The organism is Nocardioides scoriae, from assembly GCF_900104965.1.
In the GTDB taxonomy this organism is placed as follows: Bacteria; Actinomycetota; Actinomycetes; order Propionibacteriales; family Nocardioidaceae; genus Marmoricola; species Marmoricola scoriae.
The window spans coordinates 576855-603424 of the sequence record NZ_LT629757.1; the positions used below are offsets into that span (position 1 = coordinate 576855).

Genomic DNA, 26570 nt, shown 5'->3' on the forward strand with positions numbered 1-26570 from the left:
GGCCGCCGGCTTTCGCAATCTTGCTGGCTGGATACCGATGGCAGGACAACTGGCAGTTTTGGCAGGGGAGAACAACATCGGCAAGTCCAATGTGATCGACGCCTGCCGCCTGCTGTTCGATCCGGAAGCGGGACCCAAAGGTAGGCTCTGGATCACGGAGTCCGATTTCGCGCACGACGGCTACGGAACGCGGTCGGTGGATCAATTTGAGCTCGAAGCGGTTCTAACTGATCTCGACGAGCAAGACTCCGCACGCCTTGTTACCTGCCTGGCGCCTTCCCTTGGCCCTCAAGCCGCACGGATGCGGTTACGCGTGAGCCTTCGGCCCAACGGTCGCATCGACTCCGAATGGCTTGGCGGCGATTCTAACCATCCGGACGTCGAAGCGTGGGCGCGCGAAGCCGTCACCTTTACTTACCTTCACCCACTGCGCGACGCAGCATCTGACTTGCGTCCAGGCCGTGACAACCGCCTGTTGGCTCTGATCGGCGCGCTCGCGCCGGACGGGCACGCGGACCGGCAGACGATCGAGGGCATCGTTGGCCAGGCGAACGACGACCTCTTCAAAGTTGCGACACTGAATACGGCGAGGAGCCGCATCCAAGGCCGCCTCGCTGCCCTCACGGGCGCTAGCAGTCTCGCGCCGAAGTCAGACTTAGCTCTGGCCGATCCAAAATTCGACCGGATCGTTGTTGCGTTGCGAGCCCTTCTTGGTCAGACGTCACCGCTCGAACTGACGGAAAATGGATTGGGCTACAACAACCTGCTGTACATGAGCGTGTTGTTGGCCGCCCTCGAGCAGGACAGCGACGCATCACTACGGCTACTTCTAGTGGAGGAGCCAGAAGCACACCTTCACCCCCAACTCCAGGACCTGCTGATGCGTTACTTGGAGCAGCACACGGCCGACAGCGGTCACCAAGTCCTCGTGACAACTCACTCACCCAATTTCGCCAGCAGTGCTCGCGTAGAGCGGCTGACAATACTGCTGCGCGATCCTCGCACCCAGCAACTCGCTGCTCGCTCACCTGCGAGCTTCGGAATGTCCACTCGGTCGCTAAACCACCTCAGACGGTTTCTGGATGTCACCAAGTCCTCGCTGTTCTTCGCGCGCGCAGTTCTGATGGTGGAAGGCACTGCAGAACAACTTCTAATCCCAATGATCGCCGAAAGTTTGGGGAGACCGCTTTCTCAGCACGGGGTGACCGTCGTCAACGTAGGAGGCGTCGCTTTCGGCCCGTTCATCGACCTGTTCGCCCCCGACCGACTAGCGGTGCGGTGCGCCCTCCTCTCGGACGCCGACCCCCCGAAGCAGGACCCAACGGAGGACCAGGATGCGGAGGAGGACGCCGAAGAACAGGACCTTAAGGACGAGGCAGAAATGTCTGCAACGGCGGCCGCGCTGGCGGCTCGGGAAGGTGCAAATCTGCTCGTCCGGCTATCGACGAAGACGCTCGAGTGGGACCTTGTCGCAGCCGGCAACTGGAACCTCGCAGTCGACGCGCTCGAACGGGTTAAGCCGCGCGTCGCGAAGCGCTTGCGTCGGGACTGCGAACGGCTAGGTCCTGACGAGCAGGCCGATGCTCTGCTGCTTAGCGTGTCTAATTGCAAAGGCCGCTTCGCACAGGAACTTGCGGACCTGCTGGGGGAGGGACGAGACCTGACGGTTCCTGACTACATTCGCGACGCGATCGAGTGGGTGACGAATGCTGAGGACGACGATCCACCCGTTGGGACCGCTGACGAGACCGACGATCCCGATGGTGCAGTCGTATGACTCATGACTTCGCGACGGCGTTGCATGAGCTCACGGAGCGACAACTCAAGGCCGTCGAACTGGAGCGCGACATGTTCCTCGCCGCGTGCCCAGGCAGCGGCAAGACGCGAACGGCCGCAACCAGAGTCGGGCGGCTCATCCGGTCGGACGTTGCTGTTGCCGCGTGCTCCTACACAAACGTTGGCGTGGCAGCGATCCGTGACGTCATTACGAAGGAACTGGGCATTGTGCCCAACTCTCGCCACTTTATCGGGACGCTGCATCGATTTCTACTGAGGTATGTCACGTACCCGTTTGGCCACGTGCTCTTCAACGGCCCAACACTGAGACTTGTTCAGGACGAGTCCGCCCTCTGGCCCGTCCTCTTAGTCGATGGAGACGCCCGCAAGAGGATCTCCATCGCTAGTTTCCGGATGCGTCCAGATCGGTCCATGCGGTTGCAAAACTTGCCCCTAACCATCGGTTCGTCCCCGGAACAAGTCATGGAGTCATGTGCTGATGAGGCACGCGCACAGAAGATCAGGATGCTCCGAAGGGGACTGGTGAGCTTCGACGACGCCATGTACGTCGCTCTTCGCGTCCTGCAAACTCATCCGGCAATTGCCGCATCGGTCGCGCGCCGTTTCGCCGAACTGTTGATCGACGAGGCTCAAGACACCAGCGAACTCCAGCTGGCCTGCGTGCGGGAGATCGCAGATTCCGGCGGACTGGACTCGCTCACGCTCGTCGGTGACATTGAGCAGTCAATCAGTGCCTACACCGGCGCAAGCGCGGAAGGGTGCGAGGCCCTCGCGACGCATCGAGGACTCACGCGCATCGATCTAGTTGAGAATCACCGATCGTCGCAGAAGATCTGCAATGTTGCCGTCCACTTCTGCAGCCGAACGACACCAGATGTCGCGGTCGGTCCGGATGCTTCGCATCCCGTCGAGCCTGAACTCCTGGTGTACGACCCCAGGGACGCCCGAACCGTCCTGCCTCGGTTCGAATCGCGCCTTGCGGAGTTGGGCGAAGACCTGCGCGACGCTGCAGTTTTGGCACGGAGCAACAAGCTTTGCGACGAGATCAACGGCGTCGCACTCGTTGTAGACATCGCACCTCGGCCGCTATTGCTCGGCAGAGCGGTGGCCGCCGTGCGTGGCTCCGGCACCCTCAGCCGCAGTGACGTCGAACTAGTCGAGCGGCTTCTGTGCTTTGCGGCTCATGGACACGAGGACGTGAGCGCCCTGCAAGATCGACGCGAATTGCGATCTGGCGTCATGTGCCTTCTTCGCGCGGCACCGGAACTCGACACCGACCTCCGCGCCTGGATCCGAGCCGCGTCACGAACGCTGGATCAGGTCACCGCAACCCTCGTCGCCACTCCAGCAAAGACAGGCGGACAAGTCCTGCGGTCCGCAGCCGGCCAAGAAGGCCACGTGGCGAGACAATTCTTCACCCCGCAGCCAGCCACCCTGTCAGCCCAGACAGTGCACGACATCAAAGGTGAATCCCGAGGAGCCACCCTTGTCGTCATTGACAAGACGCGTGGTCGAGCGCGGGGCCAAAGCTCCTTGTGGGCTCAGCCGCTACTTGGCGAGGCGGTCGCCCCCGAGGACGCAGAGGAACTGCGCATCGCCTACGTCGCACTGACGCGAGCCCGCCGCTACAGCGCCGTGGCGATCCCGAACGACTGCCCCGAAGACATCATCGGCGCTTTCAAAGCGGTCGGGTTTCGCCTCCGCAACTCCTGAGCTCCACGCTCTGCGCCGTGCTGGTTGAGGATACGGCAGTTCAGGACATACGAGGTGATCTGCCGTGGCCAGGCAAACGACGGCAGCGCCTACCCTGACGGAGCCCGTGAACCAGGCAGTCGACGACCCTCAGCGTGGCGATCGGCTCGTGCCTCCGTCGGCGACCAAACGCGAAGTCGCTCGCCCAGACCGAGGAGTTGATGGCGACTCTCGACCCAAAACGGGACGTAGGGTCCAAGCGTCACGTCGTCCCACGATTCATTCTCAAACGAAGAAGCCGTCGCTTGGATCGCAGGACACACATTTAACCCATCACTAAAGGGAATGCGCCTGCGGAGGCTAGAGCCGTTGGCCATCTTCGATGGCGGCAGCCGCCCTTATCAGAACTTCCACATCACTGACCGCCGCCGACCAGTCCGGCTCGACAGGACGACCCGCCTCGAACGGACGGCGCCGACCTGAGGCTCACACTTTCGCATCGCACAGTCCAGCGTCTTGAGCTTGCTCACCCGCGTCTTTGTGGGCGGGGTGTCGCAGGTATGACCCACCTGTTCTCCCCGAACGCACGACACCCCCGACCGACTGCAGCGGAGTCGTCCGGGGGTGTGGTGCGAGGTCGCACGAGGCGACCGACGGCACAGGGTGACGAGACGGGCCCGACCGGCGTACCGGCCGAGCCCGTCTGGGCGTCACTCAGATGTCGTAGTACAGCTCGAACTCGTGCGGGTGCGGCCGCAGCTGCACGGGCAGGATCTCCTGGGTGCGCTTGAAGTCGATCCAGGTCTCGATCAGGTCGGGGGTGAACACGTTGCCCTCGGTGAGGAACTCGTGGTCGCGCTCGAGGTTGTCGAGCACCGCGTTGAGCGAGGTCGGGACCTGGTTGATCTCGGCCATCTCGTCCGGCGGCAGCTCGTAGATGTCCTTGTCGATCGGGTCGGACGGCTCGATCTTGTTCTTGATGCCGTCGAGGCCGGCCAGCAGCAGCGCCGAGAAGGCGAGGTAGGGGTTGGCCGACGGGTCGGGGCAGCGGAACTCGATGCGCTTGGCCTTGGGGTTGGCGCCCGTGATCGGGATGCGCACGCAGGCCGAGCGGTTGCGCTGGCTGTAGACCAGCGAGATCGGGGCCTCGAAACCGGGGACCAGGCGGTGGTAGGAGTTCACCGTCGGGTTGGTGAAGGCCAGCAGCGACGGGGCGTGCTTGAGGATGCCGCCGATGTAGTAGCGGGCCATGTCGGACAGGCCGGCGTACCCGGTCTCGTCGTAGAACAGCGGCTCGCCGTTGTTCCAGATCGACTGGTGGACGTGCATGCCGGAGCCGTTGTCGCCGAAGATCGGCTTGGGCATGAAGGTCGCGGTCTTGCCGTTGCGCCAAGCGACGTTCTTCACGAGGTACTTGAACTTCATGACGTCGTCGGCGGCCTTGAGCAGCTCGTCGAACTTGTAGTTGATCTCGGCCTGGCCGGCGGTGCCGACCTCGTGGTGGGCGCGCTCGACCTGGAGGCCGGACTTCTCCAGCTCGATGACCATCTCGTCGCGGAGCTCGCCGAAGTGGTCGTACGGCGCGACGGGGAAGTAGCCGCCCTTGTACTTGACCTTGTAGCCGCGGTTGTTGTCCTCGGAGCCGGAGTTCCAGGCGCCGGCCTCGGAGTCGATCTCGTAGAAGCCGGTGTTGGCCTTGGTCTCGAACCGGACGTTGTCGAAGACGTAGAACTCGGCCTCGGGGGCGAAGTAGGCGGTGTCGCCGACGCCGGTGCTGGCCAGGTAGGCCATCGCCTTGCGCGCGATGTTGCGCGGGTCGCGGGAGTAGGCCTCGCCGGTGATCGGGTCGTGGATGAAGAAGTTGACCACGAGGGTCTTGGCCACGCGGAAGGGGTCGATGTACGCCGTGGTCGGGTCCGGGAACAGCGACATGTCGGACTCGTGGATCGCCTGGAAGCCGCGGATCGAGGACCCGTCGAAGCTCAGGCCGTCGTCGAACACCGACTGGTCGAAGGAGGACACCGGCACCGTGAAGTGCTGCATCACACCGGGCAGGTCACAGAAGCGGACGTCGACCATCTCGACGCCCTCGTCCTTCACGTACTTCAGCAGCTCTTCGCTGTTGTTGAACATCAGTCCTCCTTGGCCGCCCGCGCGACCGCGTGGATGGGGTGAGCGCACGCCAGCAGCACTGCTGGCGCGACGACGCGAACCTACGTACGGGCCGTTGCACGACCGTATCGAGTTTGTTTCGCGCGTGTTACACAGGCCACTCCCTGGACCCGCCACCACGGGCCTGCCCCGGCGCCGCCGCGGGCGGGCTCGCTAGGCTCGCACCGTGCCTGACTACGCCTCCTGGGGGCGCCGCATCCTCGCCCTGCTCATCGACTGGGTGGCCGCCACCCTGGTGACGGCGGGGCTGGTCGGGTTCGGCCGCTACCTCGAGGACCCGAACTCCGGCTGGTGGGTCCTCGGCGTCTTCCTCGTCGAGGTCACCTTCTTCACCGCCGTGCTCGGAGGGTCCTTCGGCCAGGTCGCGACCGGGGTGCGGGTGCTGCGCACCGACGGCCGGCCGCTGCCCTTCATCCCGGCGCTGGTGCGGACCTTCCTCATCTGCCTCGTCGTGCCGCCCATGGTCTTCCAGTCGACGACCGGGCGCGGCCTGCACGACCTGTGGACCGGCTCCGCGGCGTACGCCCGGCCCCGGCGGACGCCGACGGCCTGACCTCCCAGGTCACCACCAGCTGCTCGCCCGGCGGCGTCGCTCGCCACGCGGCCAGCAGCTCCTCGAGCCGGGCCTCGACGGCCACGACCTGCGCGGGGCGCAGCAGCGTCGCGAGCCGCTCCCGGTGGAGCCGGCCGTCGTGCCCGACGCACGCCGCCGACGACTCCGACAGCGCGACGTCGTCGTGGCCCTGGTCGCGGAGCCGCTGCGTGCGTCGTCGGTCCTGGAGCGGCCTACGGTCGGGCGGCGGCGGGGCGAAGAAGCCGCCGAGGTCGCTCCCGGCGGCCAGCTGGCCGTAGATCCCCAGCGGCAGTCCGAGGGCCTGCTCCACGGCGAGGTGGACCAGGTCGTGGGGCACATCGACGGAGCCGGACCCCACCCCCACCCGGGGTGGCACGTCGGCCCCGCGGTCGCGCGCGCCGTGGCGACGCAGCCTGATCAGGTAGCGGCGTGCGCCGTCGCGCTGGAAGACGACCTCCACGTCGCCAGGCTAGGCGTGCCTGGCGCGTGCGAGCGAGCAGTTTTCGCGGCCTCGGTCAGCGACCGCGCATGTTGCCGCGCATGCCCTTCATCGAGGTCGGCACCGGTCCCTTGGGCATCGCCACGGCCGAGCGGTTGGCGTCGATGGCCTTGATGCGGGCCAGGACGTCGGTCATCTGCGCGGGCTTGAGGTCCTTGCCGAGCTTCTGGACGTGCTTGGTGAGCTTGCCGAGGGGCACCTGGCCGGGCTCGTAGCCCACGACGACCTCGTGGATCGGGACCTCGCGGACCACCCGCTCGTGGCGGCGGCGCTCGGCGGTCAGCAGCGGGCGGAGGCGGTTGGGGTTGCCCTCGCCGATCAGCACGATGCCGGGGCGACCCACGACCCGGGTGACGACGTCCTGCTGCTTGGTGACCGCGACGCCGGCGTCGGTCTTCCAGCCGCGGCGCAGCATGCTGAGCGCGGCGGCGGCGGCACCGGGCCGGCCCTCGATCTGGGCCAGGGCGGCGGCCTGGGCGCGACGACCGAAGACGATCAGGGTGGCCAGCAGGCCGACCAGGACGCCGAAGACGATCGGGAACACCAGCGAGCTGCGGAAGACCAGCAGCATCACCGCGAAGCCGGCGAGGAACCCCAGCGCGAAGGTGCCGAGGAGGATCAGCCCGATCTTGGGATCGGACTTCTTGGTCATGGTGTAGCTCTGCCGGATCTGCTTGATCCGCCCCGGCTTGTCGGGGTCCTTGACCTTCTTCGCCTTCGGCTTCTTCTCGGTCTTGCTCGCCATGCGCGGTGCCTTCGTCAGGTGGGTCGGGTGGCCGTCTGCCATCCTCTCAGACGCGGCCGGGTGGGGTCAGGACGCGGTGGCCCGGGCCTCGATGGCCTGCTGGTAGAGCCGGCCCGCGCGGTACGACGAGCGCACGAGCGGCCCGCTCAGCACGCCGGCGAAGCCGATCTCCTCGGCCTCGGCCGTCATCTCGACGAACTCCTCGGGCTTGACCCAGCGCTCGACGGGATGGTGGCGCGGGGAGGGGCGGAGGTACTGGGTGATGGTGATGAGCTCGCAGCCGGCCGCGTGCAGGTCGACCAGCGCCTGGTGGATCTCCTCGCGGGTCTCGCCCATGCCGAGGATCAGGTTGGACTTGGTGACCAGGCCGAACTCGCGGGCCTGCGTGATCACGTCGAGCGACCGCTCGTAGGTGAAGGCGGGGCGGATCCGCTTGAAGATGCGCGGCACGGTCTCGACGTTGTGCGCGAGCACCTCGGGACGGCTCTCGAAAACCTCGCGCAGCAGCTCGGGGCGGCCGTTGAAGTCGGGGATGAGGTTCTCCACGCCGGTGCCGGGGTTGAGCTCGTGGATCTGCTTGACGGTCTCGGCGTACAGCCACGCGCCGCCGTCGGGCAGGTCGTCGCGGGCGACACCGGTGATGGTCGCGTAGCGCAGGCCCATCGTCTGGACCGACTCGGCGACGCGGCGGGGCTCGTCGCGGTCGAGCGCCTGCGGCTTGCCGGTGTCGATCTGGCAGAAGTCGCAGCGGCGGGTGCACTGGTCGCCGCCGATGAGGAACGTCGCCTCGCGGTCCTCCCAGCACTCGTAGATGTTGGGACAGCCGGCTTCCTGGCAGACGGTGTGCAGGCCCTCGGACTTCACGAGCTTCTGCAGCTCGGTGTACTGGGGGCCCATCTTGGCGCGCGTCTTGATCCACTCGGGCTTGCGCTCGATGGGGGTCTCGGCGTTGCGCGCCTCGAGTCGGAGGAGCTTGCGGCCTTCGGGCAGTACCTGGGTCACCTCCTCAGCGTACGTCGGTGACGCAGGTCTCACCGACCCGGCGCCGTGCGCGGGGGAGGGACGAGGCGGCTCAGCCGAGGGGGTTGAGCACGGGCACGCGCAGCTGGGCCCGGCCGGGCTCGGGGCGCGGCTCGTAGTCCGGCGTCGCGTCGTACGGCGCCCACGCCAGCAGCTCGCCCAGGCGGCGCTCGACCACCGGGACGGCCTCGGTCACCGTGACCGGTCGCCCGAGCTCCTCGCTGAGCGTGGTGACGCCGGCGTCGCTGATGCCGCACGGCACGAAGCGGTCGTACCAGCCGAGGTCGACGTCGCAGTTGAGCGCGAACCCGTGCATGGTGACGCCGCGGCTGACCCGGATGCCGATGGCCGCGATCTTGCGCTCGGGCCGCGCGGGGCCGGCGTCGGTGGCGGGCGCGGCCTGGAGCCAGACGCCGCTGCGGCCCGGGACGCGCGCGGTGGTGACCCCGAGGTCGGCGCAGGCGAGGATCAGGGCCTCCTCGAGGCGGCGCACGTAGTCGACGACCAGCACGTGGTCCGGCAGCCGGACGATCGGGTAGCCCACCAGCTGGCCGGGGCCGTGGAAGGTGATCTTGCCGCCGCGGTCGACGTCGATGACCGGCGTGCCGTCGCTGGGCCGCTCGTGGGGCTCGGTGCGCTTGCCGGCGGTGTACACCGGCGGGTGCTCCAGCAGCATCACGGTCGCGGGGTCGCCCGCCACCACCTCGGCGTGCCGCAGCCGCTGCTGCTCCCACGCGTCGAGGTAGTCCACGGGGGCAGCGGTGAGGTCCTGGAATCGCAGCTCGGCCACGCCCCGAGGCTAGCCCCTGGCTGTCGCCGACCGCAGAAGTCGCCTGTGGACGACCGCCCGCGCAGCCGCCGGGCCGGGCAGCCTGGACCCATGACGGTCTGGCGGGTGGTGGGCGTGCTGGTGTGCGGCGTGCTGGTGGTGGCGACGCTGCTGCAGGGGCGGACGGGCTCGGAGCAGCCGCCTCCCGCGGCCCGGACGACGGTCGCGGTGGCGCCGGCCCCCGGCACCCCCCTCGGTCGCACCGGTCGGGTGGTGGCGGCGCTCCGCGACTGGGACCGGCGCCGCGGCGCGGCCTGGTCGGCCGGCGACGCCGGGGCGCTGCGCGCGCTCTACCGGCCCGGTTCGACGGCGGGGCGGGCCGACGTCCGGCTGCTGCGGGCGTACGCCGCCTCCGGCTGGCGGGTGCGCGGGCTCAGCACCCAGGTGTTCGCCGTCCGGCTGCTGCAGCGCCGTGGCGACACCTGGACCCTGCGCGTGGTCGACCGGGTGGCCGGCGGCGAGCTGGTCCGCGACGGCAGGAGCCGGCCGCTGCCCACCACGGAGGTCGCCACGCGCCGCGTCGAGCTGGTGCGCGCGGGTGACGACTGGCGGGTGGGGCGGGTCCGCCCGGGGTGAGCCGGTGGCCGGCTCAGCGGCTGGGGGAGAGGCCCTCGGCCAGCACGGCGCGGACGTCGGGGTCGGAGAAGGCGTAGCCGCTGTCGAGCAGCGCCCGCGGGACGGCGTTGACCGAGTCGAGCACCAGCCCGCCCAGCTCGCCGCCGGCCTTGCGCAGCACGAACGACGGGGCGGGCACCACCGCGGGGCGGTGGAGCAGCGAGCCCAGCGCCTCGGTGAACTCCGCGTTGGTCGGCGTCACCTCCGAGCAGAGGTTCACCGGGCCCTCCACGTCGTGCTCGGCGGTGTGCACGACCGCGTCGACCCAGTCCCGGGTGCTGATCACCGGCATGTGCTGCCGGCCGTCGCCCAGGCGACCGCCCAGGCCGGCGGCGAAGAGCAGCCGCAGCGCCTTGAGCGGCATCGAGCGGCGGTCGAACACGGGGGAGGTGCGCAGCACGACGACGCGTGCGCCGGCCTCCGACGCGGGCGAGGCCGCGGCCTGCCAGGCGCGCGAGACCCGGGTGAGCAGCGCGTCGCCGCGCGACTCGGCCGCCTCGGTCAGCGGCTCGGACCCCTGGTCGCCGTAGTAGCTGATGCCGTTGCCGGCCAGGAAGACCGGCTTGCGCTCCGACGCGGCGATCGCGGTGGCGAGCACCTCGGTCGTGGTGACGCGGCTGGTCATCAGCTCGCGCGCCCAGCGGGTCGAGTGCGGGTTGCCGACCAGCGGGGAGCCGGCCAGGTTGACGACCACGTCGTGGGCCTCGACCACCTCGACGCCGAGCGGCGCGGCGTACGGGTCCCAGCGCAGCTCCTGGCTGCCGGGGGCCCGGCGCACGAGGGAGGTGACGTCGTGGCCGCGGCCGACGAGCTGCTCGCGCAGCTGGGTGCCGAGGAAGCCGGAGGAGCCAGCGAGGAGGAAGCGCATGGCCCCACGCTCCCACGTGGCTGGTGGCGGCCGCCGGTGCACCTGTGAGGCGCACCACGGATTGCCGCACCAGGGGTGTGACGCAATAGGCTCGGGGGGTGAGTGATTTCGATGTCGTCGTCCTCGGTGCGGGCCCCGGTGGCTACGTCGCCGCCATCCGCGCCTCGCAGCTCGGCCTCAAGGTCGCGGTGATCGAGAAGCAGTACTGGGGCGGGGTGTGCCTCAACGTCGGCTGCATCCCGTCGAAGGCGCTGCTCCGCAACGCCGAGCTGTCGCACATCCTCACCCACGAGAAGGACGTCTTCGGCATCACCGGCGACGTCTCGATGGACTACAAGCCCACCCACGCGCGCTCGCGCGAGGTCTCGGCGTCCATCGTCAAGGGCGTCCACTTCCTCATGAAGAAGAACAAGATCGAGGAGATCCACGGCTGGGGGACCTTCTCCGACACGAAGACGATCGAGGTCGAGCTCGAGGACGGCGGCTCGCGCACCGTCACCGCCGACCACGTCATCATCGCCACCGGGGCCACCACCCGGCTCGTGCCCGGCACCTCGCTGAGCGACAACGTCGTCACCTACGAGGAGCAGATCCTCGACGACCAGCTCCCCGGGTCGATCGTGATCGCCGGCTCCGGCGCCATCGGCGTGGAGTTCGCCTACGTGATGAAGAACTTCGGCGTCGACGTGACGATCGTGGAGTTCCTCGACCGGATGGTCCCGACCGAGGACGTCGAGGTCTCCAAGGAGCTCGCCAAGCACTACAAGAAGCTCGGCGTGGACGTCCGCCTCAAGACCAAGGTCGAGAAGATCGAGGACACCGGCTCCGGCGTCAAGGTCACCGTCTCCAAGGACGGCAAGGAGGAGGTCATCGAGACCGACAAGGTCCTCCAGGCCATCGGCTTCGCGCCCCGCCTCGACGGCTACGGCCTCGACAAGACCGGGGTGAGGACGACCGAGCGCGGCGCGATCGAGGTCGACGCCCGCGGTCGCACGAACGTCGACGGCGTCTGGGCCATCGGTGACGTCACCGGCAAGCTGATGCTCGCCCACACCGCCGAGGCGATGGGCATCGTCACCGCCGAGACGATCGCGGACCACGACACCATCGAGATCGACTTCGACATGATCCCGCGGGCCACCTACTGCCAGCCCCAGATCGCGTCCTTCGGCTACACCGAGGCCCAGGCCAAGGAGAAGGGCTACGACGTCAAGGTCGCCAAGTTCCCGTTCTCGGCCAACGGCAAGGCCAAGGGCCTCGGCGACGCCGTCGGCTTCGTCAAGATCATCGCCGACGGCGCCCACCACGAGATCATCGGCGCCCACCTCATCGGCCCCGACGTCACCGAGCTCCTCCCGGCCCTCACCCTGGCCCAGAAGTGGGACCTCACCGCCGACGAGGTCGCCCGCAACGTCTTCGCCCACCCGACGCTCTCCGAGGCCGTCAAGGAGGCCGTCGAGGGCATCGCGGGTCACATGATCCACATGTAGGTGGTGGGGCAGTTTCCCCGGTCGGCCGGGGAAACTGCCCGCAACACCGGGACGAACCGGACACCCACGGGCAGCTTCACCCGTCATCCGCACCCGGTTCGTCCCCCAGGTCAGTCGCCCTTGACGTTGACGACCTGCCGCAGCACGTGGCGCACCTCGACGAGGTCGGCGGCGTCGGCCATCACCTGGTCGATGTCCTTGTACGCCGCGGGGATCTCGTCGACGAAGGCCTCGGTGTCGCGGTACTCGATCCCGACCATCGCCTCGCGCAGCTGCTCGACCGAGAACGCCTTGCGGGCCGCCGTGCGGCTGAACGCCCGGCCGGCGCCGTGCGGGGCCGAGTGGAGCGAAGGGGCGTACCCCTTGCCCTCCACGACGTACGACGCGGTGCCCATCGACCCGGGGATCAGTCCGGGCCGGCCCGCCTCGGCGTTGATGGCGCCCTTGCGGGAGAGCCAGACCTGCTTGCCGTAGTGCCGCTCCTGCTCGGTGTAGTTGTGGTGGCAGTTGATCTCCTCGAGCCGCGCCACGTCACCCCCGACCCACTCGGCGAAGCAGCGCAGCACGCGGTCCATCATCTCCTCGCGGTTGAGCAGCGCGTAGATCTGCGCCCACCGCATCTGGGCGACGTAGGCGTTGAACTCCGGGGTGCCCTCCACCAGGTAGGCCAGGTCGAGGTCGGGCAGGTCGATCCACCAGCGGCGGCACAGCTCGCGCGCGACGCCGATGTGGTGCTGGGCGATCTTGTTGCCGACCCCGCGCGACCCGGAGTGCAGGAACAGCCACACCCGGTCCTGCTCGTCCACGGTGACCTCGATGAAGTGATTGCCCGAGCCGAGGGTGCCCAGCTGCAGCTCCCAGCGCTTCGCGCGCGCCGCGGGGTCGAAGCCGGCCTCCTCGGCCAGGGCGCGCAGCTGCACGAGCCGCTGCTCGGTGTGCTCGCGCGAGACCGTGCGGTTGGCCGCGCCGGCGCTCAGCGGCACCGACCGCTCGATCTCCCGGCGTACGACGGACCGGTCGGCCGGCAGCCGGTCGCGGGTCCAGTCGGTGCGCACGGCGATCATGCCGCAGCCGATGTCGACGCCGACGGCTGCCGGCATGACGGCGCCGAGCGTCGGGATCACCGACCCGACGGTCGCGCCGCGGCCCAGGTGGGCGTCGGGCATCAGCGCCAGGTGGGGGTGGATGAACGGCATCGACGCCGTCGTCACCGCCTGGGCTCGGGTGTGGTCCTCCAGGATCGACGCCCAGGACAGCAGCGTCTTCGAGATCTCCTCCATGGTCCTTCCTCGTCCGGTCGGCCGCGCTGGTCGCGGCCGGGCCGTGGAGGAGCGTGCCAGCCGCCGGACCGGACGTCACCGGGTTTTCCGCCCGGGACGCACCGACGCGGTGCCCCGCCGCCACCGGGTGGTGGCGGCGGAGCACCGCGTCGGGTGCTGCGGGTCAGACGTCGAAGCTGCCGGACTCCAGGCGTCCCTTGACGTCCTGCAGGAAGCGACCGGCGTCGGCGCCGTCGACCAGCTGGTGGTCGTAGGTCAGCGCCAGGTAGACCATGTAGCGCACCGCGATCGTCTCGCCCAGGTTGGGGTCGTCGATCACGACGGGGCGCTTGACGACCGTGCCGGGCCCGAGGATCGCGACCTGCGGCTTGTTGATGATCGGGGTGTCCCACAGGGCGCCCACGCTGCCGAGGTTGGTGATCGTGAAGGTGCCGCCCGACAGGTCGTCGGGACCGATCTTGTTGGTGCGGGTGCGCTCGGCGACGTCGGCGATCTTCTTGGCCAGACCGGCGATGGACAGGTCGCCGGCGTCCTTGACGACCGGGGTCAGCAGGCCCTTCTCGGTGTCCACCGCGAACGCGACGTTCTCGCGGTCGTAGTAGGTCACCTCGCCCGCCTCGAGGTCGAAGGTGGCGTTCAGCGCCGGGTGCGACTTCAGGGCGTCGACCGTCGCCTTGGCGAAGAACGGCAGGTAGGAGAGCTTGACGCCCTCGCGGGCCAGGAACTCGCCCTTCACCCGGTCGCGGAGCCGCGCGATGTTGGTGACGTCGACCTCGACGACCTGGGTCAGCTGCGCGGAGGTCTGCAGCGACTCGACCATCCGGCTGGCGATCACCTTGCGCAGCCGGCTGATCTTCTCGGTCTTGCCCCGCAGCGGGCTGGGGGCGGTCGGCTGCGGCGCCTTGCCGCTGCCGCTCGCCGCCGAGGCGGCCTCGGACCGGTCGGCTGCCGGCTCGGGAGCCGCGGACGCGGCGGACTTCGCGGCCTCGGCTGCGGCCAGGACGTCCTGCTTGCGGATCCGTCCCCCCACACCGGTGCCGGTCACCGACGCCAGGTCGACGCCGTGCTCGGCGGCCATCTTGCGCACCAGCGGCGTGACGTAGGTGCCGCCGTCGGACGAGCCGCCCGAGGAGCTGCCCGATGACCCCTGGGGGCCGGTCTTGGGCTCGCTCGAGGAGTCGGCCTCGGGCTCCTGCCGCGACTCCTTGGTCGGGGCGGGGGTCTCCTGCTTCGGCTCGGGCTTCTTCTCGGGCTCGGGCTTCTCCTCCGGCTCGGGCTTCTTCTCCGGCTCGGGCTCCGGCTCGGGCTCGGGCTCCGGCTCGGGCTCGCTCTCGGCCGCGGCGCCGTCGCCGATGACGCACAGCTCGGCGCCGACCTCGACGGTCTCGTCCTCCTCGACCTTGATCGACTGCAGCGTGCCCGCCACGGGCGAGGGGATCTCGGTGTCGACCTTGTCGGTGGAGACCTCGAGGAGCGGCTCGTCGACGGCGACCTCGTCACCGACGGACTTGAGCCAGCGCGTGACCGTGCCCTCGGTGACCGACTCGCCCAGCGCGGGCAGCGTGACCGGGGTGCCGCCACCGCCACCGCCGCCGCCGGACGACGTGGCGGCCGGCTTCTCCGGCTCCTCGGCGGGCTCGTCCTGCTCCTCCTCGGCGGGGGCGGGCTCGCCCGCGTCCTCGGCGTCGGGCGCCTCGGCCGTCTCGGCCTCGCCCTCGTCGGAGCCGGCGTCGTCGGACCCGGAGCCGCCGCCCTCGCCCTCGTCGCCGATGACGCACAGCTCCGCGCCGACCTCGACGGTCTCGTCCTCGTCAGCCTTGATCTCCAGCAGCGTGCCGGAGACGGGGGAGGGGATCTCGGTGTCCACCTTGTCGGTGGACACCTCGAGCAGGGGCTCGTCGACCTCGACGGTGTCACCGACCGACTTCAGCCAGCGGGTGATGGTGCCTTCGGTGACGGACTCACCCAGCGCGGGGAGGTTCACGGGTGTCGACATCGGGTTCCTTTGCTCGGAGATCACGCTCTGTGCGGCGTTCGGTTCGGGGGTCGTGCGAGGTGCGGGGACTACTGGTGCAGGGCTATCAGGTCAGGCATGGGCGTGCAACGGCTTGCCCGCGAGCGCCAGGTGGGCCTCGCCGAGCGCCTCGTCCTGGGTGGGGTGGGCGTGGACGAACGGTGCGACGTCCTCGGGGTGGGCCTCCCAGCCGACGATCAGCTGGGCCTCGCCCACCAGCTCGCCGACCCGGCTGCCCACGAGGTGCACGCCGACGACGGGGCCGTCCTCGACGCGCACGAGCTTGACGAAGCCCTGGGTGCCGAGGATCTGGCTCTTGCCGTTGCCCCCGAGGTCGTAGGTCAGCGACGACACGGCGTCGCCGTGCTGCTCGCGGGCCTGGGCCTCGGTCAGCCCGACCGAGGCCACCTCGGGCTCGGAGTAGGTGACGCGGGGGATGGAGCTCTCGGCGACCGGACGCGGCTCGAGGCCGGCGATGTCCTCGGCGACGAAGACGCCCTGCGCGAAGCCGCGGTGGGCCAGCTGCAGGCCGGGCACGATGTCGCCCACGGCGTACACGCCGGACACCGAGGTGCGGCAGCGCTCGTCGGTGGTGACGAAGCCCCGGTCCATCGCGACGCCCTGCTCGTCGTAGCCGAGGCCGTCGGTGACCGGGCCGCGGCCCACGGCGACCAGCAGCAGGTCGGCCTCGTGGGTGGCGCCGCCCTCGACGGTGACCACGACGCCCGAGCCGGTGACCTTCACGGACTCGAAGCGGGTGCCGGTGTGGAAGCGGATGCCGCGCTTGCGGAAGGCCCGCTCCAGGGCCCTGGAGGACTGCTCGTCCTCGGCCGGCACCAGGTGGGGCAGCGCCTCGAGGATCGTCACCTCGGCGCCGAAGGAGCGCCACACGCTGGCGAACTCGACGCCGATGACGCCGCCGCCCAGCACGACCACGGACTCCGGGACCCGGTCGAGGTGCAGCGCGTGCTCGGAGCTCAGCACGCGGGTGCCGTCCACCTCGAGCCCGGGCAGCGAGCGCGACCGCGAGCCCGAGGCGAGCACGACGTGGCGCCCGACGTACGCCGTGCCGTCGACCTCGACGGTCCGGGGGCCGACGAGCCGGCCGTGGCCCTCGACGACGGTGATGCCGCGGCTCCTCACCAGCCCCTCGAGGCCCTTGAACAGGCGGGAGACGACACCGTCCTGGTAGGCGTTGACGCCCGCCATGTCCACGCCCTCGAGGCTGGCGCGCACGCCGAACCGCTCCGCGTGGCGGGCCGAGTCGGCGACCTCGGCGGCGTGGAGCAGCGCCTTGGTGGGGATGCAGCCGACGTGGAGGCAGGTGCCGCCGAGCTTGTCCTTCTCGACGAGCGCGACGGACAGGCCGAGCTGGGCGGCGCGCAGCGCACAGGCGTAGCCGCCCGACCCCGCGCCCAGCACCACCACGTCGAACTCGCGGGCTCCGCGATCCGACCCGGTTGCTGTCCCCGACCCGTCTGGCACGTCAGACCTCCCTCGTGGCGTGTCAGGCACCATCCAACCACTCCTGCACCAGTCGGCTGACACCCCTCTCGCCGCACCCGGCGCGGCCCGGCGGCAGTTCCGCCGGTGCGACGACCGGCGATGCAGCACACTGGTGCCATGGCGCTGCGTGACCGGTTCCGTCGCGGCGGCCGTCGACGCACCGACGGCCGTGCCGTCGAGCGTGCCTCCGACGCCGCCGACGCCCAGCACCTCCTCGACTTCATCGCCACGCGTCGAGGTGTCGAGGGCTTCGTCGAGCCGCGCACCACGGTGACCGACACGACCCTGCTGCTGGTGGCGTACGACGGCGAGTGGACGCGTCGCCGGGTGCCCTCGGTCGCGTGGGCCCACGACCTGGCCAACCGCAACGGCGTCCCGTCGTACGACGCGGGGCTGGTCGGGATCCCGCAGCGGATGCGGGAGTACAACCACCGCCAGCGGCTGCGCCAGAAGGAGCTGCTGAGGAGCAGCCTCGACCAGGACGAGCGTCCCGACGAGGAGCCCGAGCGCCGCTAGTCGGTCGGGCCGGCGGCGAGGGCCGCGGCGTACTCCACCAGGGTGGTGACCGAGTAGCCGGTCGCGCCGGGGGTCACGTGGCCCCACGCGCCGCCGCTGTTCCAGGCGCTGCCGGCGATGTCGAGGTGCGCCCAGGGCACGTCGCCGACGAAGCGCTCGAGGAAGGCCGCGGCGTACAGCGTCCCGCCCCAGCGGACCCAGTTGGCCTGCAGCACGTCGGCGACCTTGGTGTCCACGACGGCCCGGCGCGACTCCTCCGGGATGGGCAGCCGCCACAGCAGCTCGCCGCTGCGCTCGGCGGCCTCGGTGAGGGCGGCGGTGGTGGGGTCGTCGCCCATGAGGCCCGCGACCTTCTCGCCGAGCGCGACCACGCAGCCGCCGGTGAGGGTGGCGACGTCGACGATCGCGTCGGGGCCGTCCTCGACGGCCATGGCGAGGGCGTCGGCCAGGATGAGGCGGCCCTCGGCGTCGGTGTTGGTGACCTCGACGGTCTGGCCGTCGTGCATCGTCAGCACGTCGCCGGGGCGCATCGCGCGCCCGCCCGGCATGTTCTCGGCCATCGGGGCGTACGTCGTGACGGCCACGGGCAGGCCGAGCTCGGCGATCGCGAAGGTGGCGGCGATGACGGCCGCGGCGCCGCCCATGTCGAACTTCATGGTGGCCATGGAGCTGCCCGACTTGATAGACAGGCCGCCCGAGTCGTAGGTGATGCCCTTGCCGACCAGGGCGAGGTGTCCCCGCGCCCCGGGGGGCGACCAGGTGAGCCTGACCAGGCGGGGCTCGCGCGCCGACCCCTGTCCGACGCCGAGGATGCCGCCGCAGGAGAGCTCCCGCAGCTGCTCGGGCTCGAGCACCTCGACCGCGACCTTGGGCCCCTTGCCCTTCTGCTGGCGGCCCAGGTCGGCGACCTGCTCGGCGAACACCTCGGGGTAGAGGTCGTTGGGCGGGGTGTTGGTCCAGTCGCGGGCCCGGGCCACGGCGGCCGCGACGACCTGGGCCTGCTCGACGGCTGCGACCGCATCGGCGTCGCGGGCGGTCGGGCTCAGCAGGGTGACCTCCGCGACCGACGTCGGCTCGGCGCCGCTCTTGTAGCTGGTGAAGGAGTAGAGACCCGACACGAACCCCTCGACGACCGCCCGCACCCGCAGGGGCTCGTCGAGCGGCAGCGCGAGGGCGACCGAGGCGGCGTTGCCGAGGCTGCGGGCGACGGTGCCGGCGGCGCGTCGCAGCGTCTCGGTGGTGACGCCGTCGGCCGCGCCCAGGCCGACCGCCAGCAGCTGGCCCGAGGGCAGGGTGTCGCCGGTGGGCACCCGCAGCACCTCTCCCGGGTCGCCCCGGAAGGCCATCGAGCTGAGCAGCGGCTTGAACCGGCGGCCGTACGCCGCGGCGACGTCCTCGCCCCCCGTGGCGACCTCGAGGTCGCCCTTCGTGGTGCGCACCACGCCCACCACGACGACGTCGGTGCGGGTCTTGGCGGGGCTTCCCTTGCGCAGCGTGTAGGTCGTCACGCACCGCATCGTAGGCCGGGGCCAGCGGGTAGCCTGCCGCGCATGCCGCTGCTCCACTCGCCCCTGCACGAGCGCCACCTCGCCCTCGGGGCCAAGCTCTCCGAGTTCGGCGGGTGGGAGATGCCGCTGGAGTACCCCACGGGCGTCATCAAGGAGCACACCGCCGTGCGCGAGGCGGTCGGCCTGTTCGACGTGAGCCACCTCGGCAAGATCGAGGTCCGCGGCCCCGGCGCGGTCGACTTCCTCGACACCTGCCTCAGCAACGACCTGCGCCGCATCGGGCCCGGACAGGCGCAGTACACCCTCGCCCTGGACGCCGCCTCCGGTGGCGTGGTCGACGACCTGATCGCCTACGTCCACGCCGAGGACCACGTCCTGCTGGTGCCCAACGCCGCCAACACCGCCGAGGTGCTGCGCCGGCTCCGGGCCGACGCGCCGTCCGGGCTGGTGCTGACCGACCAGCACACCTCGCACGCCGTGCTCGCCCTGCAGGGCCCGCGCTCCGACGCGGTCCTCGAGGCCCTCGGCCTGCCCGCCGGCCACGACTACATGTCCTTCGCGGTCGCGCCCCACGAGGGCGTCGACGTCGTGGTGTGCCGCACCGGCTACACCGGCGAGCGCGGCTACGAGCTGGTGCTGCCGTCCGACGCCGCACCGGCCCTGTGGGACGCGCTGGTGGCCGCCGGGACCCCGCTGGGCCTGCTCCCCGCCGGGCTGGGCGCGCGCGACACGCTGCGCACCGAGATGGGCTACCCGCTGCACGGGCAGGACGTCTCGCTCGAGGTCACCCCCAACCAGTCGCGCCTGGGCTGGGCGGTCGGCTGGTCCAAGCCCGCCTTCTGGGGCAAGGAGGCCCTGGTCGCGGAGAAGGAGGCCGGCACGCGCGTCGTGCTGCGCGGCCTGGTGGCCCAGGGCCGGGGCATCGCCCGCCCGCAGATGAGCGTCAAGATCACCCGTGACCTGCCGATCGGCCACGTCACCTCCGGCACCTTCAGCCCGACGCTGCGCAAGGGCGTGGCGCTGGCCCTGGTCAACCGGCAGGTGCAGCTCGGCGCCGAGGTCCTGGTCGACGTCCGGGGTCGCGGCGAGGTCTTCGTGGTGACCGCCCCGCCGTTCGTCGCCTCCCACGTCCGCGACGCGTGACCCAGCCCCCGACCGCACCCGACGCAGAGGACCGACCGTGAGCACACCCCAGGACCCGAACCCGACCTTCTCCTCCCGCCGGCCCGACGACGTGCCGTGGTGGTGGCAGCTGCTCGACGCCGACGGCGCCGTGGTGGTCCAGGAGCGCACGGAGTTCCCCACGCGCGGCGACGCCGAGACGTGGCTGGGGGAGGTCTACCCCGACCTCGCCGAGCAGGGCGTCGCGGCCGTCACCCTGCTCGAGGGCGACCGCGAGGTCTACGGGCCGATGTCGCTCGAGGCGTCCTGACTCTCGGACCAACGCAGCCTCAGACCTTCGGGGCGCCGCCGATCCGGACCTTGGCCTTGGGGGAGCGCAGCGGGCGCACCTGGAGCGCGCGCAGCACGGCGTAGAACGTGGTACCGCGGAGGTTCTCCTCGGGGAAGCGGGCCTTGAGCGCGCGCTTGAGGCGGAAGACCAGCCACAGCGTGTCGAGCACGACGACGAGGATCGTGGTGGACCACAGCGCCCCGCCGAAGCGGACCAGCGCGTCGTTGCCGGAGGCCTGGAGCAGGAACGTCACCAGCAGCAGCGGCAGCAGGAACTCCGCGATCGAGACCCGGCCGTCGACGAAGTCGCGCACGAAGCTCTTGACCGGCCCCTTGTCGCGCGCCATCAGGTACCGCTCGTCCCCGGCCTTCATGCCCGCGCGCATCTTGCGGCTCTCCTCGGCCCGGCGGGCCCGCTGCTGCTTGCGGGCCTCCTTGGAGTCCGTCGCCGAGCGCGCCCGGGCGCGGGCGGCGGCCTCGGCCTCGCGGCGGGTCGGGGTGGGGCGACCCTTCGCGCCCGTCCCCTTCGCGGTCGTGCCCGGGGCGGGGGCGGCTGCGGAGGTCGGCTCGGACTTGTCGGTGCGGCGGAACACGCGTGATCCCTCGAGACGGCGGTGGGGGGACGGGGGCCGCGAGCCTACCCGGCGCACGTCCTCGAACTCGGTGGCACCGGCCGGTACCGTGAGCCCATGAGCCTCATGAAGCGGATCAGCACGGTCTTCCGGGCCAAGGCCAACAGTGCCCTGGACAAGGCGGAGGACCCGCGCGAGACCCTCGACTACAGCTACCAGCGCCAGCTCGAGATGCTCACGAAGGTCCGCCGCGGCGTGGCCGACGTGGCGACGAGCCGCAAGCGGGTCGAGCTGCAGATGAACCAGCTGCAGAACCAGAGCGACAAGCTGACCTCCCAGGCCCAGAAGGCCATCGACATGGGCCGCGAGGACCTCGCCCGCGAGGCGCTCACCCGCAAGTCGGCCCTGACCGGCCAGCTGAGCGACCTGCAGGCCCAGCACGCCCAGCTCCAGGGCGAGGAGGAGAAGCTGACGCTGGCCTCCCAGCGGCTCTCGGCCAAGGTCGAGTCGTTCCGCACCCGCAAGGAGACGATCAAGGCGACCTACACCGCCGCCGAGGCCCAGACCCGCATCGGCGAGGCCTTCTCCGGCATCTCCGAGGAGATGGGCGACGTCGGCATGGCGATCCAGCGCGCCGAGGACAAGACCCTGCAGATGCAGGCCCGCGCCGGTGCGGTCGACGAGCTGATCGCCTCGGGCGCGCTCGACGATGCCAGCTCGGTCAACCGCGGCGACGACATCTCCCGCGAGCTCGAGGCGATGAGCAGCCAGTCCGACGTCGAGGCCGAGCTCGCCGCGCTCAAGGGCGGCAGCTCCGCCACGCCGCAGCTCGACGCCGCCCCCCAGGGCCAGCCGCAGGCCCAGGCCCAGGCGCAGCCCGAGGGGGAGCAGAAGTGATCGTCCGGATCCTCACCGAGGGCCAGCTCGAGGTCGCCGACGACCGCGTCGACGGGCTCAACGGCCTCGACGCCGCGGTGGAGCAGGCCGTCGAGGCGGGGGACCACGACGCGTTCGCGCAGGCGCTCGCCGCGCTGCTCGACGGCGTACGCGACGCCGGCGTCCCGCTGCCCGACGACGTCCTGCACGACTCCGACCTGATCCTGCCGCCGGCCGACGCGACCCTCGAGGAGGTCCGCGCCATGCTCGGTGACGAGGGTCTCATCCCCGGCTAGGACGGAACCTCCCGTGCCCTCCCGCACGTTCACCTGACATGGCCCGCACCCGCTTCGTCCCCGACTCCGGACTGACGCTCCGCATGACCGCCGTGATGTTCGTGCTCGGTGGGCTGTTCGTGGCCCTCGTCGTCTCCCTCATGGCGATCTCGCGATCGGCTCCGCTGGCCATCGTCATCGGCCTGGTCGGCATCGGCGTGGCCTTCTTCCAGTGGTGGCGCTCGGACACCGTCGCCCTCAAGGCGATGCGGGCCCGGGTCGTCACCCCGGAGCAGGCGCCCGAGCTGCACGGCATGATCGACCGGCTCTGCGCCATGGCCGACATGCCCAAGCCCCGCGTCGCGATCGCCGACACCCACGTCCCCAACGCGTTCGCCACGGGCCGCTCCCCGGAGCGCTCGGCGGTCTGCGTGACGACCGGCATCCTGCAGCTGCTGACCGTCGAGGAGCTCGAGGGCGTGCTCGCCCACGAGCTGTCCCACGTCGCCCACCGCGACGTCCTCGTCATGACGGTCGCGTCGTCGGCCGGCATCGTCGCCGGCATGGTCACCCAGGGGGCGCAGTACGGCGGCTTCGGGCTGGCCCGCTCGCGCGGCAACAACGACAACGGCGGGGGAGCGATCGCGCTCGTCCTGGCCCTGGTCGTCTCGCTCGTGGTGTACGCCGTCAGCTTCGTCGCCCTGCGCCTGCTCTCGCGCTACCGCGAGCTGTGCGCCGACCGCTCGGGCGCCTACCTGACCCAGAAGCCGTCCGCGCTGGCCTCGGCGCTGACCAAGATCAGCGGCCAGATGAACGCCGTCCCGGAGCGCGACCTGCGTGCTGCCCAGAAGATGAACGCCTTCTTCATCACCCCGGCCGTGCGCGGCGTCTCGATGAGCACGCTGACCGCCACCCACCCGCCGCTGGAGCAGCGGCTCGACCAGCTCGCGAAGATCTCCGCCAGCCTCGGCAAGAGCTACTGACGCGATGGGCTTCTGGGACGCGATCCGGGGTCGTACGACGCCCCGGGCGGCCACCCTCGACGCGCTGTTCTCGGTGCCGTCGGCCGCGATGACCCTCGAGGCCGGCCTGGGCCTGCGGCCGAGCGGCGCGGGGTCGGTGTGCTTCCGGGCCGCCGAGGGCCAGGCCTCGCGGCTGAGCCAGGCCGAGGCGAGCGACCTGGTGGGCCTGGACGGCGGACCCCGCACCGAGACCACGGTCGACGACTACGGCTACACCTGGCTCACGGTGCGCACCGACCCGCCCGACCCGGCGGCGCTGGTCACCGACCTGCACGCCGTCAACGCCTCGTTGGAGGCGCAGGGTTTCTCCTCCAGCCTGCTGTGCTCGGTGATCGGCTTCAGCGACGAGCAGGGGGCGCCGGCGTACCTCGTCTACCTCTACAAGCAGGGCACCTTCTACCCGTTCGTGCCCACCGGGGCCAGCACCCGCGACACGCTGCGCGAGCGACAGCTCCGCGACGCGGTCGGCGTGGACCTCCCCGTGGAGGCCGACACCAGCCGGTGGATGCCGATCTGGGGTCTTCCCCTTTAGGAACCCCTTGGGCGGAAAATGTCCGAAAAGGGCATTTGGGGCTTATCATGGGCCGCATGAGGCTGGAGGAGGTGCTGCGTGACGCCGAGATCGGCGCTCTCGACCTCCTCGACGGCACGCCGCCGCAGATCCTCGACCACCTGGTGCGCGCGGCGGCGCTGATGACCGGCGCCGCGGCCGCGCGCATCAACGTCATCACCTCCGAGGCCCAGCACGCCATCGCCGACTCCACCGGCGCCGTCGGGCGCGACGACCTCGAGGCGTCGCTGTGCGCCCGTGCGCTGCGTCGACCCGAGCGGGTGCAGCTGGTGCCCGACGCCCGGGTCGACCCCCTCTTCTCCGACAGCGTCTTCGTCACCTCCGGCGCCGTCACGACGTACGCCGCGGCGCAGCTCGTCACCGCCCACGGCGTCTCGATCGGGACCCTGTGCATCTTCGACCCGCAGCCGCGTGAGATCACCCAGGCCATGCTCGACGCCCTGGGGCAGCTCGGCGAGGCGGCCGTGCAGGCCATGGAGGTGCGCCGCGAGCGGGCCGACATGGGCCAGCTGCTCCAGGTGCTCGCGGGCGGCAGCAAGGAGCTGCGTCGCTCCAACGAGCACCTGGCGGCCTTCGCCGGCCAGGTCAGCCACGACGTCAAGGGGCCGCTCGCGGCGGTCCAGATGGCCCTGGAGCTGATCCAGGAGGACCTCGACGGCGAGGAGCACGACCGGGCGCAGCTGGCGGCCTTCGTCGGAACGGCGCTGTCGAGCGCGCGCCGGATGCACGGCACCGTCTCGGGGCTGATGGACTTCGCCGTCCTCGGGGGCCGGCTGCAGGCGGAGCAGGTCGACGCCGTGGCCGTGGTCGAGGAGGTGCTGGTCGACCTGGCGGCCCGTCGCGGCGCGACCGAGGTGGTCGTCGAGCCGCTCCCCAAGCTGTACGGCGACCGCGTCCAGGTCCGGGCCGTGCTCCAGAACCTCGTGGCCAACGCCTTCAAGCACGCCACCACCTCCGACGGTCCCGTGGTGACCCTGAGCGGGTCGACGCACGACGGCCGCACCACGATCCGGGTCGCCGACAACGGTCCGGGAGTGCCGCTCGCCCAGCGCGAGGCCGTCTTCGAGCTGCTGGTGCGCGGCGATGCTGCCGCCGACGCAGGTGTCGACGGCGCCGGGATCGGGTTGGCCACGTGCCGTCGCATCGTGGAGGCGCACGGCGGCAGCATCGGGGTGGGGGAGTCGCCCCAGGGCGGCGCCGAGTTCTGGTTCTCCCTGCCCGACGCCTGACGCCCGACGCCTGACTCGCCCGGCTTCGTCCGGAAGCGCGCCGGCCCGCGACGGACGGCACCTGGCGCGGGTGCGACCTGGTGTGGTGACCTGACCCCGGTCGGGACCACGGCCGGACCGGACGGCGGGAGCTCCATGCGCAGCGACATCCCCTCGCCCGCCCCGCCTCCGAGCGCGGCCCCCGAGCCCGGACCCCGCGCGGAGCGCGACTCCGAGCGCGACCGGGTGCGCGACGCCCAGGTGGCGGCGTACCGCGTCGCCGGCCTGCCGCGGGCCGAGCTGACCGACCTGGCGCGGCTGGCCGCGCAGCTGGCCGACGTCCCGGCCGCGGCGGTCAACCTGATGAGCTCCGGGGACCAGGACACCGTCGCGGCCCACGGCACGGGCGTCGAGGTCTGCGGGCGTGCGGACGCGATGTGTGCGTCCGTCCTCTACGAGGGCGCGCCGGTGCGGGTGCGCGACGCCTCGCAGGACCCGCGCTGGGCCGACAACCCCTACGTCACCGGCGAGCGCAACAGCTTCCGCTTCTACTGCGCCCACCAGCTGGTCTCCCCGACGGGCGTGGTCTTCGGGACGCTGTGCGTGTTCGACCACGTGCCCCGCGACGTCGGCGACGACGTCGACGCCCTGCTGGGCGACCTCGCCCACCGGGTGGTCGACCTGCTGGAGCTGCGGCTGCGCACCCGGCAGCTGGAGGAGGCGGTCCGCGGGCTCTCGGCCGCCCGGGTGGCACTCGAGCGGTCCAACGAGCAGCTCAGCCTGTTCGCCGCCCAGGTCGCCCACGACCTCAAGGGACCGCTGGCCTCGCTCTCGGCGTCGCTGGAGCTGCTGTCCGACCGGGAGGGCGAGACCGACCCCGAGGGGGAGTGGCTGATGGCGCGGGCCGTCGGCAGCGTCGACCGGATGGACGTGCTCATCGGCGACGTGCTGCGCTTCGCCTCGCTCGACGGCCGCGTGCTCCACGACGACGTCGACCTCGGCGAGCTGGTGGGCGAGGTCTGCGACGACCTCGCGCTGCAGCTGCAGCGTGCCGCCGTGGACCTGGGCGAGCTGCCCGTGGTGCGGGGCGACCGGACGCAGCTGCGGCTGGTCCTGCAGAACCTCGTGGCCAACGCCGCCCGCTTCACGCGCACCGCGCCGTCGGCCCGGCTCCGGGTCTCCGGGGGGCGCACGCCGCCGGCCGCGGTCGACGACCCGACCGGCGCCTGGTGGCTCGAGGTCGCCGACAACGGACCGGGGGTGCCCGTGGGGCAGCGCGAGCGCGTCTTCGACCACCTGGTCCAGGGCGACGAGCCGTCGGAGGGCCTCGGCATCGGCCTGGCCACCGCCCGCCGGCTGGTCCGCGCCCACGGGGGCACGGTCCGCCTGGACGAGGCGCCGGAGGGCGGCGCACTGGTCCGCATCGACGTGCCCGCGGGCCGCACCGCCCGGTCGGGCTAGGTTGCGGG

Annotated in this window: 25 protein-coding genes; 14 read left to right on the forward strand and 11 right to left on the reverse strand. The window is 71.0% G+C overall.

Annotated elements, in window-relative coordinates; all coding sequences use genetic code 11:
- Positions 1 to 37: 37 nt before the first annotated feature.
- Together BLU55_RS02740 and BLU55_RS02745 are read left to right on the forward strand one after the other, a co-directional pair.
- The gene (locus tag BLU55_RS02740) at positions 38 to 1777 is read left to right on the forward strand and encodes an ATP-dependent nuclease (protein WP_091725771.1); all 1740 of its coding nucleotides are present in this window, start codon (positions 38 to 40) and stop codon (positions 1775 to 1777) included.
- Positions 1774 to 3510, forward strand: coding sequence for a UvrD-helicase domain-containing protein (locus tag BLU55_RS02745; protein ID WP_091725774.1), 1737 nt, complete (start codon positions 1774 to 1776; stop codon positions 3508 to 3510). The genes BLU55_RS02740 and BLU55_RS02745 overlap by 4 nt, the downstream gene beginning before the upstream one ends.
- A 693-nt stretch (positions 3511 to 4203) precedes the next feature.
- Here BLU55_RS02745 and glnA read toward each other — a convergent pair.
- Complete coding sequence (gene glnA / locus BLU55_RS02750; RefSeq protein ID WP_091725776.1) at positions 4204 to 5622, reverse strand: type I glutamate--ammonia ligase; 1419 nt, start codon at positions 5620 to 5622, stop codon at positions 4204 to 4206.
- A gap of 205 nt (positions 5623 to 5827) precedes the next feature.
- On the opposite strand from glnA, the gene BLU55_RS02755 reads away from it, so the two are divergent.
- Complete coding sequence (locus BLU55_RS02755) at positions 5828 to 6214, forward strand: RDD family protein (protein ID WP_091725779.1); 387 nt, start codon at positions 5828 to 5830, stop codon at positions 6212 to 6214.
- Here the strand turns inward: BLU55_RS02755 and BLU55_RS19325 are convergent.
- From BLU55_RS19325 to lipB, 4 genes are all read right to left on the reverse strand, one after another.
- On the reverse strand, positions 6099 to 6695 hold the full coding sequence (locus BLU55_RS19325) for a hypothetical protein (RefSeq protein ID WP_157682700.1): 597 nt from the start codon (positions 6693 to 6695) through the stop codon (positions 6099 to 6101). The genes BLU55_RS02755 and BLU55_RS19325 overlap by 116 nt on opposite strands.
- Before the next feature lie 55 nt (positions 6696 to 6750).
- Positions 6751 to 7479, reverse strand: coding sequence for a DUF4191 domain-containing protein (locus BLU55_RS02765; RefSeq protein ID WP_091725784.1), 729 nt, complete (start codon positions 7477 to 7479; stop codon positions 6751 to 6753).
- A gap of 66 nt (positions 7480 to 7545) precedes the next feature.
- A complete protein-coding gene (gene lipA / locus BLU55_RS02770; protein ID WP_091725787.1) occupies positions 7546 to 8481 on the reverse strand; it encodes a lipoyl synthase in 936 nt (311 codons plus the stop codon).
- A gap of 70 nt (positions 8482 to 8551) precedes the next feature.
- Entirely contained in the window at positions 8552 to 9289 is a 738-nt protein-coding gene (lipB, locus tag BLU55_RS02775) for a lipoyl(octanoyl) transferase LipB (protein ID WP_091725789.1), read from the reverse strand.
- A 90-nt stretch (positions 9290 to 9379) separates the two neighbouring features.
- Here lipB and BLU55_RS02780 point away from each other — a divergent pair, with 90 nt between their 5' ends.
- Positions 9380 to 9904: a hypothetical protein gene (locus tag BLU55_RS02780; RefSeq protein ID WP_091725792.1), complete on the forward strand. Its 525-nt coding sequence runs from the start codon at positions 9380 to 9382 to the stop codon at positions 9902 to 9904.
- A 13-nt stretch (positions 9905 to 9917) separates the two neighbouring features.
- On the opposite strand, the gene BLU55_RS02785 is transcribed toward BLU55_RS02780, so the two are convergent.
- Positions 9918 to 10811: a TIGR01777 family oxidoreductase gene (locus BLU55_RS02785; RefSeq protein ID WP_091725795.1), complete on the reverse strand. Its 894-nt coding sequence runs from the start codon at positions 10809 to 10811 to the stop codon at positions 9918 to 9920.
- Between the two features lie 98 nt (positions 10812 to 10909).
- Here BLU55_RS02785 and lpdA (BLU55_RS02790) point away from each other — a divergent pair, with 98 nt between their 5' ends.
- Entirely contained in the window at positions 10910 to 12301 is a 1392-nt protein-coding gene (gene lpdA, locus BLU55_RS02790; RefSeq protein ID WP_091725798.1) for a dihydrolipoyl dehydrogenase, read from the forward strand.
- A gap of 110 nt (positions 12302 to 12411) precedes the next feature.
- Here the strand turns inward: lpdA (BLU55_RS02790) and BLU55_RS02795 are convergent, their stop codons facing one another.
- The 3 genes from BLU55_RS02795 to lpdA (BLU55_RS02805) form a co-directional block, all read right to left on the reverse strand.
- Positions 12412 to 13581: an RtcB family protein gene (locus BLU55_RS02795; protein ID WP_091725801.1), complete on the reverse strand. Its 1170-nt coding sequence runs from the start codon at positions 13579 to 13581 to the stop codon at positions 12412 to 12414.
- 163 nt (positions 13582 to 13744) lie between these two features.
- Positions 13745 to 15577 (reverse strand): 2-oxoglutarate dehydrogenase, E2 component, dihydrolipoamide succinyltransferase, encoded by a 1833-nt coding sequence (gene sucB / locus BLU55_RS02800; RefSeq protein ID WP_091725804.1) that lies wholly within the window; start codon positions 15575 to 15577, stop codon positions 13745 to 13747.
- 90 nt (positions 15578 to 15667) lie between these two features.
- Positions 15668 to 17023, reverse strand: a complete 1356-nt coding sequence (gene lpdA / locus BLU55_RS02805) for a dihydrolipoyl dehydrogenase (protein WP_231917013.1) — start codon at positions 17021 to 17023, stop codon at positions 15668 to 15670.
- 195 nt (positions 17024 to 17218) lie between these two features.
- On the opposite strand from lpdA (BLU55_RS02805), the gene BLU55_RS02810 reads away from it, so the two are divergent.
- Positions 17219 to 17617, forward strand: coding sequence for a hypothetical protein (locus tag BLU55_RS02810; RefSeq protein WP_091725809.1), 399 nt, complete (start codon positions 17219 to 17221; stop codon positions 17615 to 17617).
- Here the strand turns inward: BLU55_RS02810 and BLU55_RS02815 are convergent.
- Entirely contained in the window at positions 17614 to 19125 is a 1512-nt protein-coding gene (locus BLU55_RS02815) for a leucyl aminopeptidase (protein ID WP_091725812.1), read from the reverse strand. The genes BLU55_RS02810 and BLU55_RS02815 overlap by 4 nt on opposite strands.
- A gap of 42 nt (positions 19126 to 19167) precedes the next feature.
- On the opposite strand from BLU55_RS02815, the gene gcvT reads away from it, so the two are divergent.
- Positions 19168 to 20268, forward strand: coding sequence for a glycine cleavage system aminomethyltransferase GcvT (gcvT, locus tag BLU55_RS02820; protein ID WP_091725815.1), 1101 nt, complete (start codon positions 19168 to 19170; stop codon positions 20266 to 20268).
- A gap of 37 nt (positions 20269 to 20305) precedes the next feature.
- Entirely contained in the window at positions 20306 to 20557 is a 252-nt protein-coding gene (locus tag BLU55_RS02825; RefSeq protein WP_231917014.1) for a hypothetical protein, read from the forward strand.
- A gap of 19 nt (positions 20558 to 20576) precedes the next feature.
- Here the strand turns inward: BLU55_RS02825 and BLU55_RS02830 are convergent, their stop codons facing one another.
- Positions 20577 to 21170: a DUF3043 domain-containing protein gene (locus BLU55_RS02830; RefSeq protein ID WP_091725817.1), complete on the reverse strand. Its 594-nt coding sequence runs from the start codon at positions 21168 to 21170 to the stop codon at positions 20577 to 20579.
- A gap of 96 nt (positions 21171 to 21266) precedes the next feature.
- On the opposite strand from BLU55_RS02830, the gene BLU55_RS02835 reads away from it, so the two are divergent.
- From BLU55_RS02835 to BLU55_RS02860, 6 genes are all read left to right on the forward strand, one after another.
- Entirely contained in the window at positions 21267 to 22046 is a 780-nt protein-coding gene (locus BLU55_RS02835; RefSeq protein ID WP_091725820.1) for a PspA/IM30 family protein, read from the forward strand.
- The gene (gene pspAA / locus BLU55_RS02840; RefSeq protein WP_091725823.1) at positions 22043 to 22321 is read left to right on the forward strand and encodes a PspA-associated protein PspAA; all 279 of its coding nucleotides are present in this window, start codon (positions 22043 to 22045) and stop codon (positions 22319 to 22321) included. Before BLU55_RS02835 ends, pspAA begins: the two co-directional genes overlap by 4 nt.
- 38 nt (positions 22322 to 22359) lie before the next feature.
- Complete coding sequence (htpX, locus tag BLU55_RS02845; protein ID WP_091725826.1) at positions 22360 to 23283, forward strand: zinc metalloprotease HtpX; 924 nt, start codon at positions 22360 to 22362, stop codon at positions 23281 to 23283.
- A gap of 4 nt (positions 23284 to 23287) precedes the next feature.
- Entirely contained in the window at positions 23288 to 23854 is a 567-nt protein-coding gene (gene pspAB, locus BLU55_RS02850) for a PspA-associated protein PspAB (RefSeq protein WP_091725830.1), read from the forward strand.
- Between the two features lie 56 nt (positions 23855 to 23910).
- Positions 23911 to 25122, forward strand: a complete 1212-nt coding sequence (locus BLU55_RS02855; protein ID WP_157682701.1) for a sensor histidine kinase — start codon at positions 23911 to 23913, stop codon at positions 25120 to 25122.
- 135 nt (positions 25123 to 25257) lie between these two features.
- The gene (locus BLU55_RS02860; protein WP_091725835.1) at positions 25258 to 26562 is read left to right on the forward strand and encodes a sensor histidine kinase; all 1305 of its coding nucleotides are present in this window, start codon (positions 25258 to 25260) and stop codon (positions 26560 to 26562) included.
- The last annotated feature ends 8 nt before the right edge of the window (positions 26563 to 26570 follow it).